Annotated in this window: 15 protein-coding genes; 1 reads left to right on the top strand and 14 read right to left on the bottom strand. The window is 29.7% G+C overall.

Annotated elements, in window-relative coordinates; genetic code table 11:
- Window positions 1-18 precede the first annotated feature (18 nt).
- The 12 genes from carA to pyrB form a co-directional block, all read right to left on the bottom strand.
- A complete protein-coding gene (gene carA / locus BEE63_RS16020) occupies window positions 19-1,131 on the bottom strand; it encodes a glutamine-hydrolyzing carbamoyl-phosphate synthase small subunit (RefSeq protein ID WP_066022330.1) in 1,113 nt (370 codons plus the stop codon).
- A gap of 578 nt (window positions 1,132-1,709) precedes the next feature.
- Complete coding sequence (lepB, locus tag BEE63_RS16015) at window positions 1,710-2,267, bottom strand: signal peptidase I (protein ID WP_066022329.1); 558 nt, start codon at window positions 2,265-2,267, stop codon at window positions 1,710-1,712.
- Window positions 2,268-2,326: 59 nt separating this feature from the next.
- Window positions 2,327-3,031, bottom strand: a complete 705-nt coding sequence (locus BEE63_RS16010) for an arginase (protein ID WP_066022328.1) — start codon at window positions 3,029-3,031, stop codon at window positions 2,327-2,329.
- 148 nt (window positions 3,032-3,179) lie between these two features.
- Window positions 3,180-4,016, bottom strand: coding sequence for a DUF975 family protein (locus tag BEE63_RS16005; protein ID WP_066022327.1), 837 nt, complete (start codon window positions 4,014-4,016; stop codon window positions 3,180-3,182).
- Between the two features lie 89 nt (window positions 4,017-4,105).
- Window positions 4,106-4,879, bottom strand: coding sequence for a DUF975 family protein (locus BEE63_RS16000; RefSeq protein ID WP_066022326.1), 774 nt, complete (start codon window positions 4,877-4,879; stop codon window positions 4,106-4,108).
- A 226-nt stretch (window positions 4,880-5,105) separates the two neighbouring features.
- Window positions 5,106-5,990, bottom strand: coding sequence for a DUF975 family protein (locus BEE63_RS15995; RefSeq protein WP_066022325.1), 885 nt, complete (start codon window positions 5,988-5,990; stop codon window positions 5,106-5,108).
- Window positions 5,991-6,342: 352 nt separating this feature from the next.
- Window positions 6,343-7,056, bottom strand: a complete 714-nt coding sequence (locus BEE63_RS15990) for a DUF975 family protein (RefSeq protein ID WP_066022324.1) — start codon at window positions 7,054-7,056, stop codon at window positions 6,343-6,345.
- A gap of 547 nt (window positions 7,057-7,603) precedes the next feature.
- Window positions 7,604-8,500, bottom strand: a complete 897-nt coding sequence (locus BEE63_RS15985; protein WP_066022323.1) for a dihydroorotate dehydrogenase — start codon at window positions 8,498-8,500, stop codon at window positions 7,604-7,606.
- Window positions 8,493-9,233, bottom strand: a complete 741-nt coding sequence (locus tag BEE63_RS15980; RefSeq protein ID WP_066022322.1) for a dihydroorotate dehydrogenase electron transfer subunit — start codon at window positions 9,231-9,233, stop codon at window positions 8,493-8,495. Before BEE63_RS15980 ends, BEE63_RS15985 begins: the two co-directional genes overlap by 8 nt.
- Window positions 9,233-10,093 (bottom strand): orotidine-5'-phosphate decarboxylase, encoded by an 861-nt coding sequence (pyrF, locus tag BEE63_RS15975; RefSeq protein ID WP_066022321.1) that lies wholly within the window; start codon window positions 10,091-10,093, stop codon window positions 9,233-9,235. The genes BEE63_RS15980 and pyrF overlap by 1 nt, the downstream gene beginning before the upstream one ends.
- A 31-nt stretch (window positions 10,094-10,124) precedes the next feature.
- Window positions 10,125-10,556: an aspartate carbamoyltransferase regulatory subunit gene (locus BEE63_RS15970; protein WP_066022320.1), complete on the bottom strand. Its 432-nt coding sequence runs from the start codon at window positions 10,554-10,556 to the stop codon at window positions 10,125-10,127.
- A gap of 1 nt (window position 10,557) precedes the next feature.
- Window positions 10,558-11,481 carry an aspartate carbamoyltransferase gene (gene pyrB / locus BEE63_RS15965; RefSeq protein WP_066022319.1) on the bottom strand — a complete coding sequence of 308 codons (924 nt, stop codon included), beginning with the start codon at window positions 11,479-11,481 and terminating at the stop codon, window positions 10,558-10,560.
- Between the two features lie 798 nt (window positions 11,482-12,279).
- On the opposite strand from pyrB, the gene BEE63_RS15960 reads away from it, so the two are divergent.
- Window positions 12,280-12,906: a DedA family protein gene (locus BEE63_RS15960; RefSeq protein WP_066022318.1), complete on the top strand. Its 627-nt coding sequence runs from the start codon at window positions 12,280-12,282 to the stop codon at window positions 12,904-12,906.
- A gap of 95 nt (window positions 12,907-13,001) precedes the next feature.
- On the opposite strand, the gene BEE63_RS15955 is transcribed toward BEE63_RS15960, so the two are convergent.
- Both BEE63_RS15955 and BEE63_RS15950 read right to left on the bottom strand, forming a co-directional pair.
- The gene (locus BEE63_RS15955) at window positions 13,002-13,667 is read right to left on the bottom strand and encodes a pyridoxamine 5'-phosphate oxidase family protein (protein WP_242874810.1); all 666 of its coding nucleotides are present in this window, start codon (window positions 13,665-13,667) and stop codon (window positions 13,002-13,004) included.
- 179 nt (window positions 13,668-13,846) lie between these two features.
- Window positions 13,847-14,611, bottom strand: coding sequence for an EFR1 family ferrodoxin (locus BEE63_RS15950; RefSeq protein WP_066022316.1), 765 nt, complete (start codon window positions 14,609-14,611; stop codon window positions 13,847-13,849).
- Window positions 14,612-14,640: the final 29 nt, after the last annotated feature.

The following is a 14,640-nucleotide window of genomic DNA, read 5'->3' as shown; positions in this document are numbered from 1 at the left end:
AATATTACAGATTAATCTTTAAAGTACACTTTCTAAACATTTTACCGAATCAACTTTACTATTTTCATTTTGTTTCATTAATTCAACAAATTCATCAAATAAATAGGAAGTATCTGTTGGTCCAGGTGCACCTTCTGGATGAAATTGAACCGAGAATAATTGAAGACTTTTGTGTCTCATTCCCTCTACTGTATTATCATTTAAATTTCTATATGTGACGATCATATTTTTGTCTTTAATGCTTTCTTCATCTACAGCATATCCATGATTTTGTGCTGTTATATATGCTTTATCTCTTTCGATATCATAAATTCCATGATTTCCGCCTCTATGACCATATTTTAATTTATAAGTGTCTCCTCCGATAGCAAGTGCTATTATTTGATGTCCTAAGCATATTCCAAACATAGGAAGTTTGCCTATGAGTTTCTTCACATTCTCAACAGCTTCAGGTATTGATTTAGGATCTCCAGGCCCATTACTCAAAAATATTCCATCAGGTTTTATGCTCAAAACTTTTTTATAGTCGGTATCATAAGGGAATATAGTTATATCGCAATTTCTATCCTTTAGATTTTCAATTATATCATTTTTCACACCAAAATCCATAACTGCTACTTTTGCTCCGCTTCCCTCTATATGAATAATCTTTTTAGTGCTTACAGTCTTTACATAGTCATCTACAATCTTAGTAGCAGACATCATTTTCTTTAAATCATCCATAGATAATTCTTCATTTGAAATTATACATTTCATAGTACCATAACTTCTTATCTTCTTAGTTATGCTTCTTGTATCTACACCGTAAACTCCAACTACTCCCATTTTTTTTAGCATGTTGTCTATATTGATTTTGCTTGTATAATTTGATGGATTTTTGTCTATATTTCTAACAACAAAACCTTTTGCATATACCTCACTTGACTGATTTACAAAATCGCTTACTCCATAATTTCCTATAAGAGGATATGTCATAGTTATTATCTGTCCTGCATAGGAAGGATCTGTTAGTATTTCTTGATATCCAGTCATAGATGTATTAAAAACAATTTCTCCAACTTCACTCCCTTTTTTTCCGAACCCATTTCCATAAAAAGCTGTTCCATCCTCTAAATATATTATGCCTTTCATCAAACAATCCACCTCTTCTTTATTTTAAAACTTTTCAGTCTCAGTTACTAATATAATATACATATATTTTTATATTTATACATATATTATCTCATACTTTATTATACTGTCAATGCCTATATTGTGTTATTTTTTATTGCTTTTAAAATTTTGTTTCATACATTATTCATTTATATTTATACATGTTTTATTTTTTAAAAAACCTCCTGCCATAAGACAGAAGGTTTTAAACACAAAGCAATTAAGCATAAAGCAGTACAACTATTACTATACTTATCCAAATATAAAGTTTAATAATGCAACACCAAACTTTTACATTTAGTTAAAAAATAAATAGTCTTCTGCCAGACGCAAAAGACTATTAATACTCTTCATAAAACAAACATTTAATCCTTCTTAGCCTCTCTGGACCAATCATTAAAGGTATATTCAATTTTCATTTACTTGCATACATGTTATCATTGTTTTAAATTAATGTCAATATGTTTTATAAAAAAATTAAGAATGAATGTAGATTTTCCAGAGCAAAGCGGCGGAAAATCATCCTCCATTCTTAATTTTCCTAATGAATTTAAATGTTAAAAAGTTCTAATGCGATTAAAAGGATATACTCTAACTACTACATGACCATTTAAAGATTTTAAAGATACAGGTCCTATGTACCTACTGTCCTTGCTTATAGGCCTATTATCGCCCAAAACAAAAATATAACCTGCTGGTACTTTGTACTTCACATTTTCCTTCAAGAAGTCTCCCCCTTGGGTATAAATATTGGGATCAAGATAGTCTTCTTTTAGCTCGCTTCCGTTTCGGTAAACTTTTCCACCCTTTAATTCAATTACATCACCAGCTAACCCTATAACTCTTTTAATATAGGTATTATTCTCTGCATCACCTGAATAAAATGTAACTATTTCTCCCCTCTTTATAGCATGTGTATATAAACTTAATTTTTCTACAAATATTACATCTTTATCTTTAAGTGTAGACATCATGGATGGACCATCAACATTTGCTCTTGCAAATACAAACTGCCTAAAAAGCATAGCTATAGCAAACGCTACAATAAGACATATAGCATATTCCATTATATTTCGGTTAAAACTTTTCTTTTCTTCTTTTTTGCCACTTTCCATTATTTTACCTCCAAGTTTTATAAAATTACAAGATATAAATTTATGGCTCTAATTTGCACTTAAGAACAATATAAATAATCAATTTTTTGGGATAAAGTAATATTTTTAGGATTCCAGTTTCTAATAGAGCAATACTTCTTTATTACATTTCTTTTAGCAGATCTTATAAAACTATAAAAATACTTGTCAATCCATGGTGGTGTCCACATACCAGATCTGCATATATGTATTACAGAAACATTTGTATCTTTTTTTACATCATCTAAATTGCAATAATTAATTGGAAATTTTCTATTTATTTCATCAAACTCATCTTTATTTTCATAAGTATAAGGACTGTATAATATAGATGCCCCTTTAGATATATTGTTACCTAAAAGTTTACCAAGCCAATTAGAGCAATTAACCTCAAACATAAAAGATTTTATTCCCTCATAACCAAGATCAGAATGTGCATCTATATTAAAAACATATTTGCAATCATACTCCTTAGCTATATCATAAGACCATTTATGTGAATCAGTAACATATAAATTTACATCGTTTTTTATATCGAATACATTATTTATATTACCCCAAAATTTATTTATTGTATTAGAAACTCTAACCTCATTAACAATATTTCTCCCCATATCCTTATATGCAAAGTATCTTTTATACCATAAGGCTTGTACTTTTTTACTGCTTTCCAAGTAAGAACCACACCATTCCCTTCTTATCGGAATAAAATAATCCCAATCAATACTTAAAAGTACATTAGCCATTATAAGTCACCTCTATTTTCAATTATACTACAAAATGTAATTAATTGTATGAATAAAACTTTAAAAAAATTAAGAATCAAAAATGAATGTAAATTTTCCAGAACAAAGCAGGGAAAAATCATCCTCAATTCTTAATTCTTAATTTTTCCTAATAATCTAAATCAATCTTTACTAAATCAATCTTTACTATATCCTTCAAGTTTTCATAGAAATTAGCATTAGCAGTTACCGCATAAGGAATTACAAATAAAGAATCAGCAATAAGTATTACATAACTAATAATAATCCATACTACTATTCCAGCAATACTATCAATTTTATTCATATTTATTATTAAAAAAACCACTCCGCCAATAAGCGGTATCATACCTAAAATGTACCATCCAATAAACGTTAAGTTAAGCCAAAATAATTTTAATTTGTATCCTTTCATCATTGTTTTGCTTTTCTTTATAGCATTATAAGCCCCAATATCTGGGCAATCACTTAATATATAATACGACATAGAATACCTATATTGAGCTATTATTGCTGGTATTAAAAGAACGAAAAAGCCAACAAACGCAGCAATAACAATAGCCTTAGTGCCTGTATCACATGAGGCATAATAAGTATTTTTACTTACCACTATTAGTATGGTTGCTACAAAAGGTACTATAGCTATAAGCGCCCATAAAAGCGTAAATATTATAATAAGTAATTGAAGTAAAAATGCCGAAACAAAATTTTTAAATCCACTAAAAATATTTTCAATCTTATTTTTTTCTCCCCTTGCTATTTTAAGAAAGCATGAATTGAATCCAAGTATTAATGCTCCTGATACTGCAAAATATATTATTAAACCTACACGCGGTATTGCACATGATGCTACAATAGCTTCATATACAAAAACAAGTAAAATTGCTAAGCCCCAGTTTCCCTTAAGCTGTTGTCTTGCCATTCTTCTAAGTTCAGCACTACTTTTAATCTGTTCTTTTTGTTCCATAAAATCCTCCTAAATAGTAATTATTATATATTATGTTATCACATAAAATTTCACAGTACTTTTGCCATTATAGCTTTAAGTTCCCACAATTATTGTAAAGCTTCTTTTGATGCCTGTATACTTTTTAAATTTTCATAAAAATTTGCTTTAGCAGTTTCAATATATGGAATTATCCATAAGAATCCAATTCCATATGTAATAATACTTAAAGCAATCCAACCTATAAAACTTAGATTCAAATAAAACAACTTCCATTTGTACCCCTTCATCATTTTCTTACTTTTCTTTATAGCCTCATAAGCCCCAATACTTTGGCAATCGCTTAATATATAATACGACATGGAATATCTATACAGAGCTATTATTGCTGATGTTAAAATAAGATAAAATTCAACAACAATACTAGCCATACTACCAAAAACAATAAAAACAGTATAAATAATAGAATAAAAGCCATCACCCTGTGGAATTTCATTAATATGTGTGCCTAATACTATTAATGATATCACCCCAAAAGGAATCATAGCTATAAAAGACCATAAAAGCGTAAATATTATAATAAGTAACTGAAGTAAAAATGCTGAGCGAAAATTTTTAAATCCGCTAAAAATATTTTCTATCTTAATTTTTTCTCCACGTGCTATTTTAAGAAAGCATGAATTGAGTCCAAGTGCTAATACTCCAACTATTACAAAATCTATTATTAATCCTATATATGATAATACCAATAATATTGCACTCAATGCTAAAATAACTCCACCTACTAAAATAAGTAAAATTGCTAAACCCCATTTTCCCTTAAGCTGCTGTCTTGCCATTTTTCTGATTTCTACACTACTTTTAATCTGTCCTATTTGTTCCATGAAGCCTCCCAATAGTAATTGTTATATATTGTGTTATTATCCATTTTTTATATGTTTTCATAATCTTTTTTGCATTTCTAATAAAATTCTTACAAAATACAATTACAGAGGGCACCAAACCCTCTGTAATTAGTTGCATTTCTAATAAAATAATTTAAATAAATGTACCGTGAAATCACATAAAGCTACACAATACTTTAAGTATTATAACTTTAAATTTTTCCTATTATTCTAAGCCTTTTTCTGATGCTAAGTCTTCTTCTGATATTGAGACTTCTTCTGATACTGAGCCTTCTTCTGATGGCTGCATACTTTTTAAATTCTCATAAAAATTTGCTTTAGCAGTTTCAATATATGGTGTAAGAAACAATGAACTTGCCAAAGCTATTATAACGAATATTCCTATAAGTACCATCATTAAAACTTGTTCAGTAATACTATCCCTATATATTGCAAAAAGTATTACGCCAACAAAAATAGGTAATCTCCTTAAAATCTCCCATCCTATAAATGTTAAACGCAGCCAAAATAATCTCCATTTATTTCCTTTCATCATTTTTTTGCTTCTAACTATAGCTTCATAAGAACCAACATCCGGATTATCATTTAATATATAATAAGCCATAGCATATCTGTATTGGGCTATTATTGAAGGTATTACACATACAAAAGTTAGAATTCCTAAAAAAACAAGTTTACCTTTTAAACCTGGATCATATGCGACTCCCTCAATACCTGTACGAGATACCATTACAATAATTATAACTACTGGTATTATAGCTAGTAACGACCATAAAAACACAAATATTCCATTTAATAATTGAAGTAATAGTGCTGAGCCAAAATTGTGAAACCCACTAAATAAAGTTTCAAGTTCAAATTTTGACCTTCTTGCAATTTTAATAAAGCAAGCTTTAAAGCCAAGTGTTAATGCACCACCTACTATAAAACGTATTATTCCGCCAATACCCTTAAATGGTATTGCAAATGTCATTGATACAATTCCAAATACAAAAATAATTAAAGCTGCTGAACCCCACTTCCCTTTAAGCTGCTCTCTAGCCATTTTTCTAAGTTCTTTACTGCTTTTAATCTGTTGTGTTTGTTCCATAAAATCCTCCTAAGTAATATAATAATATATTTCACAATGTTTAATGTAATATATTATTATATTATATAATATATCTTAATATAATTCCACATATTTCTTTAATTCCTTTTATTTCTTTTTTTCGACATCTTTTATACTGTTTATTTTATAAATGTAAACAGTATAAATATGCCTTTTAGAAATTTATAGTATCACAGAATCCTTTCCAACTTGTAATAAGTCATAAGTTGATGGCTTGATTAAAGCCTATAAGTGTATACCAACGGCAGTGTTACTGGCTCTCTAAAAAAACACCAATTAAAAAAAAGCTGTGAAATTATATGAAAATTTCACAGCTTTAAAATAAATATTACTATTCTAATTGCATATTAGATTCTTGTATATTTTTTAATTCTTCATAAAAGTTAGCATTAGCAGTTTGATAATAAGGTGCAATCCATAAAAAGCCAATACCAATACTTATAATGCCAAGAATAAACCATCCTATAAAGCTCAAATGCAAACAAAATAATTTCCACTTGTAACCCTTCATCATCTGTTTACTTTGTACTATAGACTCATAAGAGCCAACATCAGGGTGATCATTCAATATATAATATGCCATAGAGTATCTATACCCTGCTATTATTGCAGGTATGCTTAAAATTATACAAGCAATAGCAGTAACAGCTCCAACAGCAGTACCAATACCACCATCATTTTTAATTGATACTATTATAAGAACAACAAAAGGAATTATAGCTAAAAGTCCCCATAAAAAAATAAATATTCCGATAAGTAATTGAACTAATATTGATGAACCTAAATTCTTAAATCCACTAAACAAATTTTCAAGTTCAAATTCTTCTCCTCTTACAATTTTAACAAAACAAGATTTCAAGCCAAGTAATAATGCTCCACCTATTATTAAGTGTACAAATGCACCTACATAAGGTACTGCTGAAGTCATCGATATTATCCAGAATACAAAAACCAGTAACACTACTGCTCCCCATTTTCCGCTAAGCTGCTGCTTAGAAATTCTTTTTAATTCACTACTGCGTTTAAACGACTGTGTTTGTTCCATTAGAAACCTCCCAATAATTAATATAAAATGTATATCTTATATTATATACTATGCAAATATATTACTCCACATTTTTTAATTTTTAACCAAATACAAGGCTTGAACAAAGCAATATAATCCCTCCCAAACCTTTTAGTTAGTATTTTGGAAACAATTTAAATAAAACTCAATAAGCCTTGTTACAAATTATAAAAAGACTTATTAATTTTAATTTGTTTAAGCTTCTTTTCAGCGAGTTATTAAAATTTCTTAGTATTTTCATTATTTTGTAGTAGCCCTATTTTATATGAGTTTTTAATTCAGATTTTCTGCAGCGGAGCGGAAGAAAATCTTCCTTGCTTTTACCTCTATGCGAAGTAACAGTATTTTGGAAACTGTTTAAATAAAATTCAATAAGACTTTGCTTCAAATTATAAAAAGACTTAGATGTTTCAATTTGTCTGAGCTTCTTTTCAGCGAGTTATTGAAACTTCTTAGTCTTTTTATAATTTGAGGCTTAGTCTTATGAGTTTTATTTAATGTTTCAAAATACTGTTACTTCGCAATTTTATATAATGCCACGTATTTCGCTAATATCTTTTATGCCTTCTTTTTGAATAAATCCTTCTATACCATCAATTATGTCTACACAAATATCTGGTTTTATAAAATTAGCCGTACCAACCTGAATTGCTGATGCACCTGCCATAATAAATTCAATTGCATCCTCAGCAGTATATATGCCTCCCATTCCTACTACAGGAACATTAACAGCCCTGCAAGTTTCATACACCATTCTAAGTGCTATGGGCTTTATAGCCTTTCCCGAAAGTCCTGCTGTAACATTGTCAAAAACAGGCTTTCTCCTCTTTATATCAACTGCCATACCCTTAAAAGTATTTACAAGTGATATTGCATCTGCACCTGCTTCTTCACATTTTACAGCCATAGCTACAATATCCTCAGCATTAGGTGATAGTTTTACCATAAGAGGTTTTCTGCATACCTTTCTAACCTCAGAAACTACTCTATATGCTACATCAGATTTTATGCCGAATGCCATGCCACCATGTTTTACATTAGGACATGATATATTAAGTTCTATCATATCTGCATTTGTACTATTTAAAAGCTCCATACCTTCTACATAATCTTCCTCTGAGCCTCCACCTAAATTAACAATGCAAACAGTATCTATTTTTTTCATATTAGGAAGTTCATTTTTTATAAAGTTCTTAACGCCAGGATTCTGAAGTCCTACACTGTTCATCATTCCACCTGTAACTTCAAAAACTCTTTCACCGTCATTACCCTCTTTAGGATTTAATGTAAGTCCTTTAGAACATATTCCACCGAGCTTTGCAACATCAAAATACTGTGAAAACTCTTCACCGAAGCCAAAGGTTCCAGATGCAGCAATAACAGGATTTTTAAAATTTATTCCACATATATTAACATTAGTCATTTAATATCAACTCGCTCCCTAAAAATACTGGTCCTTCCTTACAAGTTCTCTTTCTCCCGCTCCTAGTTTTACATGTACATACAAGACATGCTCCTATTCCACAAGCCATTTTTTTCTCCATGGAAACATAAACCGGAACATTCTTTTCTTGACACATTTTGATAACCTTATACATCATTATTTCAGGTCCACAGCATAAAACAAGATCATATTTTTGAGGTTCAAGTATATCAGTTACATATCCTTTTGTGCCAATACTTCCATCTTCTGTGGATATCTTCAAATTATTAACATATTTTTCCACATTATCCACAGTTTTATTCACAGTTTTGAATCCAGCGTAAAAATCTATCGTACAATTCTTTAAGCTTTTAACCAAATATAACATAGGTGCTATACCTATTCCACCGCATACTACAGCTATTTTTCCCTTTACCTTTTCTGTATCGAATCCATTTCCAAGTGGTCCTGTTATTTTTATTTCATCACCATTTTTTAATTTAGATAAAATTTTAGTTCCCTTTCCAATAGCTGAATATAAAAATGATATCTTTTCATCATCTACATCATGTACACTTATAGGTCTTGAGAGTGTAGGTTCAATATCCCATGCCCTTAAAAGATAAAATTGTCCAGGTTTAACTTTAAAATTACCTTTTATAGTAAGTTTATATATTCCCTCTTCAACCTTTACATTTTCATATACCTTTTCTACAGTATATTTCTCTTTCATTAAATTCCTCTCCTTATTGCATCCCTCATACAAATGGCTGCCTCTCTGGCACACGCATCAAAAATTTTCTCACCATTTTCCTTTTTCTTATAAGCAAGAATTATACCTCTAGATGAATTTACAACTCCACCATTTCCATTTTTAAGATATAAATTAACTTCCTTTGCCGTTCCACCTTGAGCACCATAGCCAGGTATTAAGAAAAACATATTTTTGAACTTATCTCTTATTTCAATTCCTTCTTCAACATGAGTACATCCAACTACTGCTCCAATTGAAGAATATCCACTCCTACCAATAACCTTTTGTCCTAAATTAGCTATCTTTTCTCCAACTTCTTTGTACACTGTACTTCCATTTTCCGTTTTTATATACTGCACATCATGTGCACCTTTATTTGAAGTTCTAAGTAGAATGAATACTCCCTTTTCTTTATTTTCAATATACGGCATATAAGGTTCTATACCATCTAATCCCATGTACGGATTCAGTGTAACAAAATCCGCCTCAAAGTCTCCTTCAAAATGAGCTTTAGCATACATTTCAGCAGTCTTTGATATATCTCCTCTTTTTACATCTGCTATAGAAATAGCTCCTCTTTCCTTAATATAATTAAGAGTTCTTTTATATGCTAAAAGTCCTTTTAAGCCATAAGCCTCATAATATGCTATTTGAACCTTATAACATGCTATTACATCCAAAGTTGCATCTATAATTTTCTTATTAAAATTAAATAATGCATCTTCTAAGTTCTCATATTCATTCATAAAATATTCCGGTATATAAGCTGCATCTGTATCAAGTCCAAGGCAAACATGACCTTTTTTTTCTACACTTTCATAAAGTTTGTCTATAATCATTATTCCATTACTCCTCCGCATTAAATCAGTCTTATATATTTGCGCCCTTATATATTTCATCACAATATTCGCATTTGTATTCGCCGCTTTTTTCATCTACTAATTTGAACTTGTGTGCAACATACTTTTCAACAGAAGTAACACATCTAGGATTATTGCATTTAATCACATTCACTATTTCATCCGGAAGCTCAAGTTGTATCTTTTCTTTTATTTTTTCATCTTCAATTATATTAACAGTTATGTTAGGATCTAGGAATCCAAGTACTGTGAGATCAAGATCCATAACATTCTCTATTTTTATTATATCTTTAGTAACATTTTTTTTGCTTACAGCATTCATTATAAGTGCTGTTGGAAACTCTGCTTCATCTAGCTTAAGATAGTTATATATTTTTATGCCATAACCTGCTTTTATGTGGTCTATTACTATTCCATTTCTAATACTGTTAATTGTAAGCATATTAGCACACCCCCATTAATTTTGCCATAAGTGCCATTCTGACATACATTCCATTTTTAGCTTGTTTGAAATAATATGCTCTCTTATCATTATCTACTTCGTATGAAATTTCGTTAACCCTTGGAAGTGGATGAAGTATTATCATATCGTCTTTTGCATTTTTAAGTTTATTTTCATTTAATATATAACTATCCTTAAGCCTTATATATTCTTCCTCATTAAAAAATCTTTCTTTCTGTACACGTGTCATATAAAGAACGTCTAATTCTCCTATTACATCTTCAATTCTCTTAGCTTCTTTATATTCTATTTTATTTTTATCCAGCACTTCTTTTTTTATGTATCCTGGAACCTTAAGTTCATCTGGTGAAATTAATATTACTTTATTATTTTCATATCTTGACATTGCTTTTATTAGAGAGTGGACAGTTCTTCCAAATTTCAAATCACCACATATACCTATTGTTAAATTTGAAAGTCTCTTTTTTGTTCTTCTCATGGTTAAAAGATCTGCTAATGTTTGAGTTGGATGCTGATGTCCTCCATCTCCTGCATTTATCACGGGAATTGTTGAATACATGGATGCAACCTTAGGTGCTCCTTCTTTGGGATGTCTCATTGCTACAATATCTGCATAACAAGAAACTATTCTTATAGTATCTGCAATAGTCTCTCCTTTAGACACAGAGGTTGAATTTGGTTCTGAAAAACCAACTACCTGACCACCAAGTCTTAACATTGCTGTTTCAAAACTAAATCTTGTTCTAGTACTTGGTTCATAAAATAAAGTGGCAAGTATTTTCCCTTCTGCTGCATGCATATACTTTTCTGGACATGCTATAATATCATCTGCAAGCTTAAATATTTCTTCTAATTCATTTGTAGTAAAATCCATTGGATCAATTAAACTTCTACCTTTTAACATAGTTATCAAACCCCCTTCTTAGTTTCTCTGAACTAAATTTAAAGGTAATTTTTTATAAAATAAAAACCTTCCCTATTTGAGGAAGGTATACTACACCTATTAATAGCACCTTCCAGGCCTCACAGGACCAGTATTAAAGGTCAAATTTATTCTGAATTGATAGTAACACTTTAACTTTTATTTGTCAATGATTTATTCGTAAATATCGCGAACTAACATTGATTTGCAACATTAAAAAAATTATATAAATCTTATCATAACCAGGGTTTGGGCCGTAGACCCATTATCCTTCTTTATAGAATATAGTCAATCTTAATATTTACGGTTAATAAATTTTATTCTTTAATATTAATGATTATTTAAACAAGTACTCTCATAATATAGGGAGTGCTTTTATTAGGTTAAGAAGGATAATGGGCTAAAGCCCAAACCTAATATACGATAATATTGGAAACTCTAAGTATTTTATGATTTTTCAACCAAGATTTATTAGAATTTTTTAAATCGTTGCTTCACCAATGTTAATTCGCTTTTGGAGTAAAACAAGTGAAAAATTTCTCCGTACCTACGAAATTCTAGGCATAAATTGCATATATCAAATTAGTAAATCACTATTTAGCCAAGTAAATTTTCAATAATTCTACGAAGCTTGCAAAATACTATTACTTTGCAATATTTTCATGTTGAGAATTAAAATTATAGCCGCCTGCAATTTACAATAAATTAATTTTGTTATGCTATTAATATATGGTATAATTTCATTGTATTTTAATAAAACTAGCGAAAGTAGTGATAATATTGGTTGAACACATTATTGACTTTATAATATTCCTGCTAGGCAAACTGGGATATGCGGGAACATTTGGTGGAATGTTATTAGAAAGTGCTTGTATACCAATTCCAAGTGAGATAGTACTGCCCTTCGGCGGATATTTAAGTTCAAGTTCAGCTCCTTTAGGGCACAAATTAAACTTAATAATGGTAATTGTTTTTGCAACTTTAGGCGGACTTGTTGGGTCAATACTAGCTTATGCTATTGGTGCAAAAGGTGGGAGAGTACTTGTTTATAAGTATGCTTCAACACTTCATTTATCAAAGGAAAAAATAGAGAAGAGCGAATCTGTTTTTGCTAAGTACGGCGATAAAATAATTTTTATATCCAGACTTTTACCTATAATAAGAACTTTCATTTCACTTCCTGCTGGAATCGCAAAAATGAATTTTGCAAAATTTGCAATTTACACTTTTATTGGTTCTGCAATTTGGAGCACTGTTTTAGTTTATGCAGGTTTTGTAATGGGTAAAAACTGGCAGGTTATTCGTTCTTATTTCCATATAGCAGATTATTTTGTTGCAGGCGCTATAATTCTATTTATAGTATATAGCATTGTAGTATACATAAAAAAGAAAAAGAAAAACAAATAAAGATATAAGCAAAATAACTTAAACAAGGTTGCTGAACTGAAAAATCAGTACTGCAACCTTGTTTTTTCTATATTTTTAGTTTTTTAACAAATCTACTATTTAAAAAAATATTTTTGTTTAGCATCATACCCATTTTTCTTTATATCAGAGGAAATAATATCTGCCCTCTGGAGTTTTACTTTAAGTACATGAAGCATTACATTCATTGAAGCTACCATCTGAGCATTCAATTTTTTCATACTTAGAACACTTCTATATTCCTCTGAATCGTCTTTTATAATTGAAGCCTCTCCCAAAAATTGATATCCATTAAGCTTATCAAAACCTTTATAATCTTCATAAACTGAAACAACAACCTTATTGTTCCTTAAAATATTAAAAAATTTTCTCCCACCTTCAGTTATAAAATACATATATCCTTCTTTATACATATATTCTATAGGTGTTCCAATAGGCCTATTGCCACTGCAACTGCATAATGTACAAGTTGTATGTGAATTAAGAAAATCTTCAATTTGATTTATAAGAATTTCATCTGGACACTTTTTATAATCACTGTCAACTAAATCCTTAATTTCCATAGCAGTATTTAAATATTCTTCCCGTATATCCTCATTTATAATTAATTCCCTTTTTATTACATTACTAAACTTACCAAATACTTTTATAGCCCTTGACCTTACATTTTCATGATTAAAATATATTAATATGATTTTTTTACTTTTAATCCATTCATTATTCACAGTAATGAACTTCTCCATGCTTTCATCCAAATTTCCTATTATAAATGATACATAATCAAATTTCTTATATTTTTCCTTAAACTCTTGGGTAGTACAGTATCTTGAATTTCCCTCTATAATAGAAGAACAAAAAGCAATTTCTTTTCCCTTTTCAGAATCATCATATATAAATATAATATTTTTAATAATACCATCCCCTAATCTTCTTTAATCCTCACTTGATTAAAATGTTCACCCTTGTACAAGAATGCATTTACAGGACATTTCTGTAAGCATCTTTGACATGATATACACTTATTTTTAAATACTATTTTATTCTGAAACACTATATTATGCGTAGGACAATCTTTTTCACACTTTTTACACTTTACACATTTATCATAGTCAATTGATAGATTTTTTCTAGCCCAGCTGTGAAAATAAGGTATACAGATATCATAAGTAATTTTCCCTACAATAGCCATCACTGCTGATTCTTTTTCAATGTATCCATCATCTTTTAAAAACTTATCTACTATATTTTTAGCTTCTAGACTAACTTCTTTTTTCATCTCTTCTTGTCTTTCTTTAGTAGTCGCTTTAAAATGTTTTCCCAGGTAATAATTATTAGGCATAGGTATTGATTTTACACAAACAACATCATACCCTTTGCTATCTAATATTCTTCCTATTTGTCTTCCCCCGTAGGCAATATATGATGCCTCTGTTGATATAACAATACATCTTTTACTATCCACCTTAGGAAGATTATTTTTAATCCAATCTACAAATATCTTTGGAAAAACTTCAACATGGATAGGTGAAGCTACTACATAAAAATCAAACTCTGCTGATACCGTGTTTTCCTTAGTTATATCAACTGTTTTACAGTCTATATTTTTTTCCTGAAATTCTTTAATTAATTGTTCTATCACGTATTCAGTATTTCCGGTACCCGAAAAATAAACAAATGCACCTTTCATAATAACCTCCAGTAAAATACTTTTTACTT

This window comes from Clostridium pasteurianum (genome assembly GCF_001705235.1).
Lineage (GTDB): Bacteria > Bacillota > Clostridia > Clostridiales > Clostridiaceae > Clostridium_S > Clostridium_S pasteurianum_A.
This window is presented reverse-complemented; position numbering and strand designations above follow the sequence as displayed.

Coding starts and splice junctions, on each gene's coding strand:
- BEE63_RS15950 (WP_066022316.1), bottom strand. CDS start 14,611: ATGAAAGGTGCATTTGTTTATTTTTCGGGTACCGGAAATACTGAATAC.
- pyrF (WP_066022321.1), bottom strand. CDS start 10,093: ATGATTATAGACAAACTTTATGAAAGTGTAGAAAAAAAAGGTCATGTT.
- BEE63_RS16000 (WP_066022326.1), bottom strand. CDS start 4,879: ATGGAACAAATAGGACAGATTAAAAGTAGTGTAGAAATCAGAAAAATG.
- BEE63_RS15985 (WP_066022323.1), bottom strand. CDS start 8,500: ATGACTAATGTTAATATATGTGGAATAAATTTTAAAAATCCTGTTATT.
- BEE63_RS15955 (WP_242874810.1), bottom strand. CDS start 13,667: ATGGAGAAGTTCATTACTGTGAATAATGAATGGATTAAAAGTAAAAAA.
- BEE63_RS15980 (WP_066022322.1), bottom strand. CDS start 9,233: ATGAAAGAGAAATATACTGTAGAAAAGGTATATGAAAATGTAAAGGTT.
- BEE63_RS15995 (WP_066022325.1), bottom strand. CDS start 5,990: ATGGAACAAACACAACAGATTAAAAGCAGTAAAGAACTTAGAAAAATG.
- pyrB (WP_066022319.1), bottom strand. CDS start 11,481: ATGTTAAAAGGTAGAAGTTTAATTGATCCAATGGATTTTACTACAAAT.
- lepB (WP_066022329.1), bottom strand. CDS start 2,267: ATGGAAAGTGGCAAAAAAGAAGAAAAGAAAAGTTTTAACCGAAATATA.
- BEE63_RS15990 (WP_066022324.1), bottom strand. CDS start 7,056: ATGGAACAAACACAGTCGTTTAAACGCAGTAGTGAATTAAAAAGAATT.
- carA (WP_066022330.1), bottom strand. CDS start 1,131: ATGAAAGGCATAATATATTTAGAGGATGGAACAGCTTTTTATGGAAAT.
- BEE63_RS16010 (WP_066022328.1), bottom strand. CDS start 3,031: ATGGCTAATGTACTTTTAAGTATTGATTGGGATTATTTTATTCCGATA.
- BEE63_RS16005 (WP_066022327.1), bottom strand. CDS start 4,016: ATGGAACAAAAAGAACAGATTAAAAGTAGTGCTGAACTTAGAAGAATG.
- BEE63_RS15970 (WP_066022320.1), bottom strand. CDS start 10,556: ATGCTTACAATTAACAGTATTAGAAATGGAATAGTAATAGACCACATA.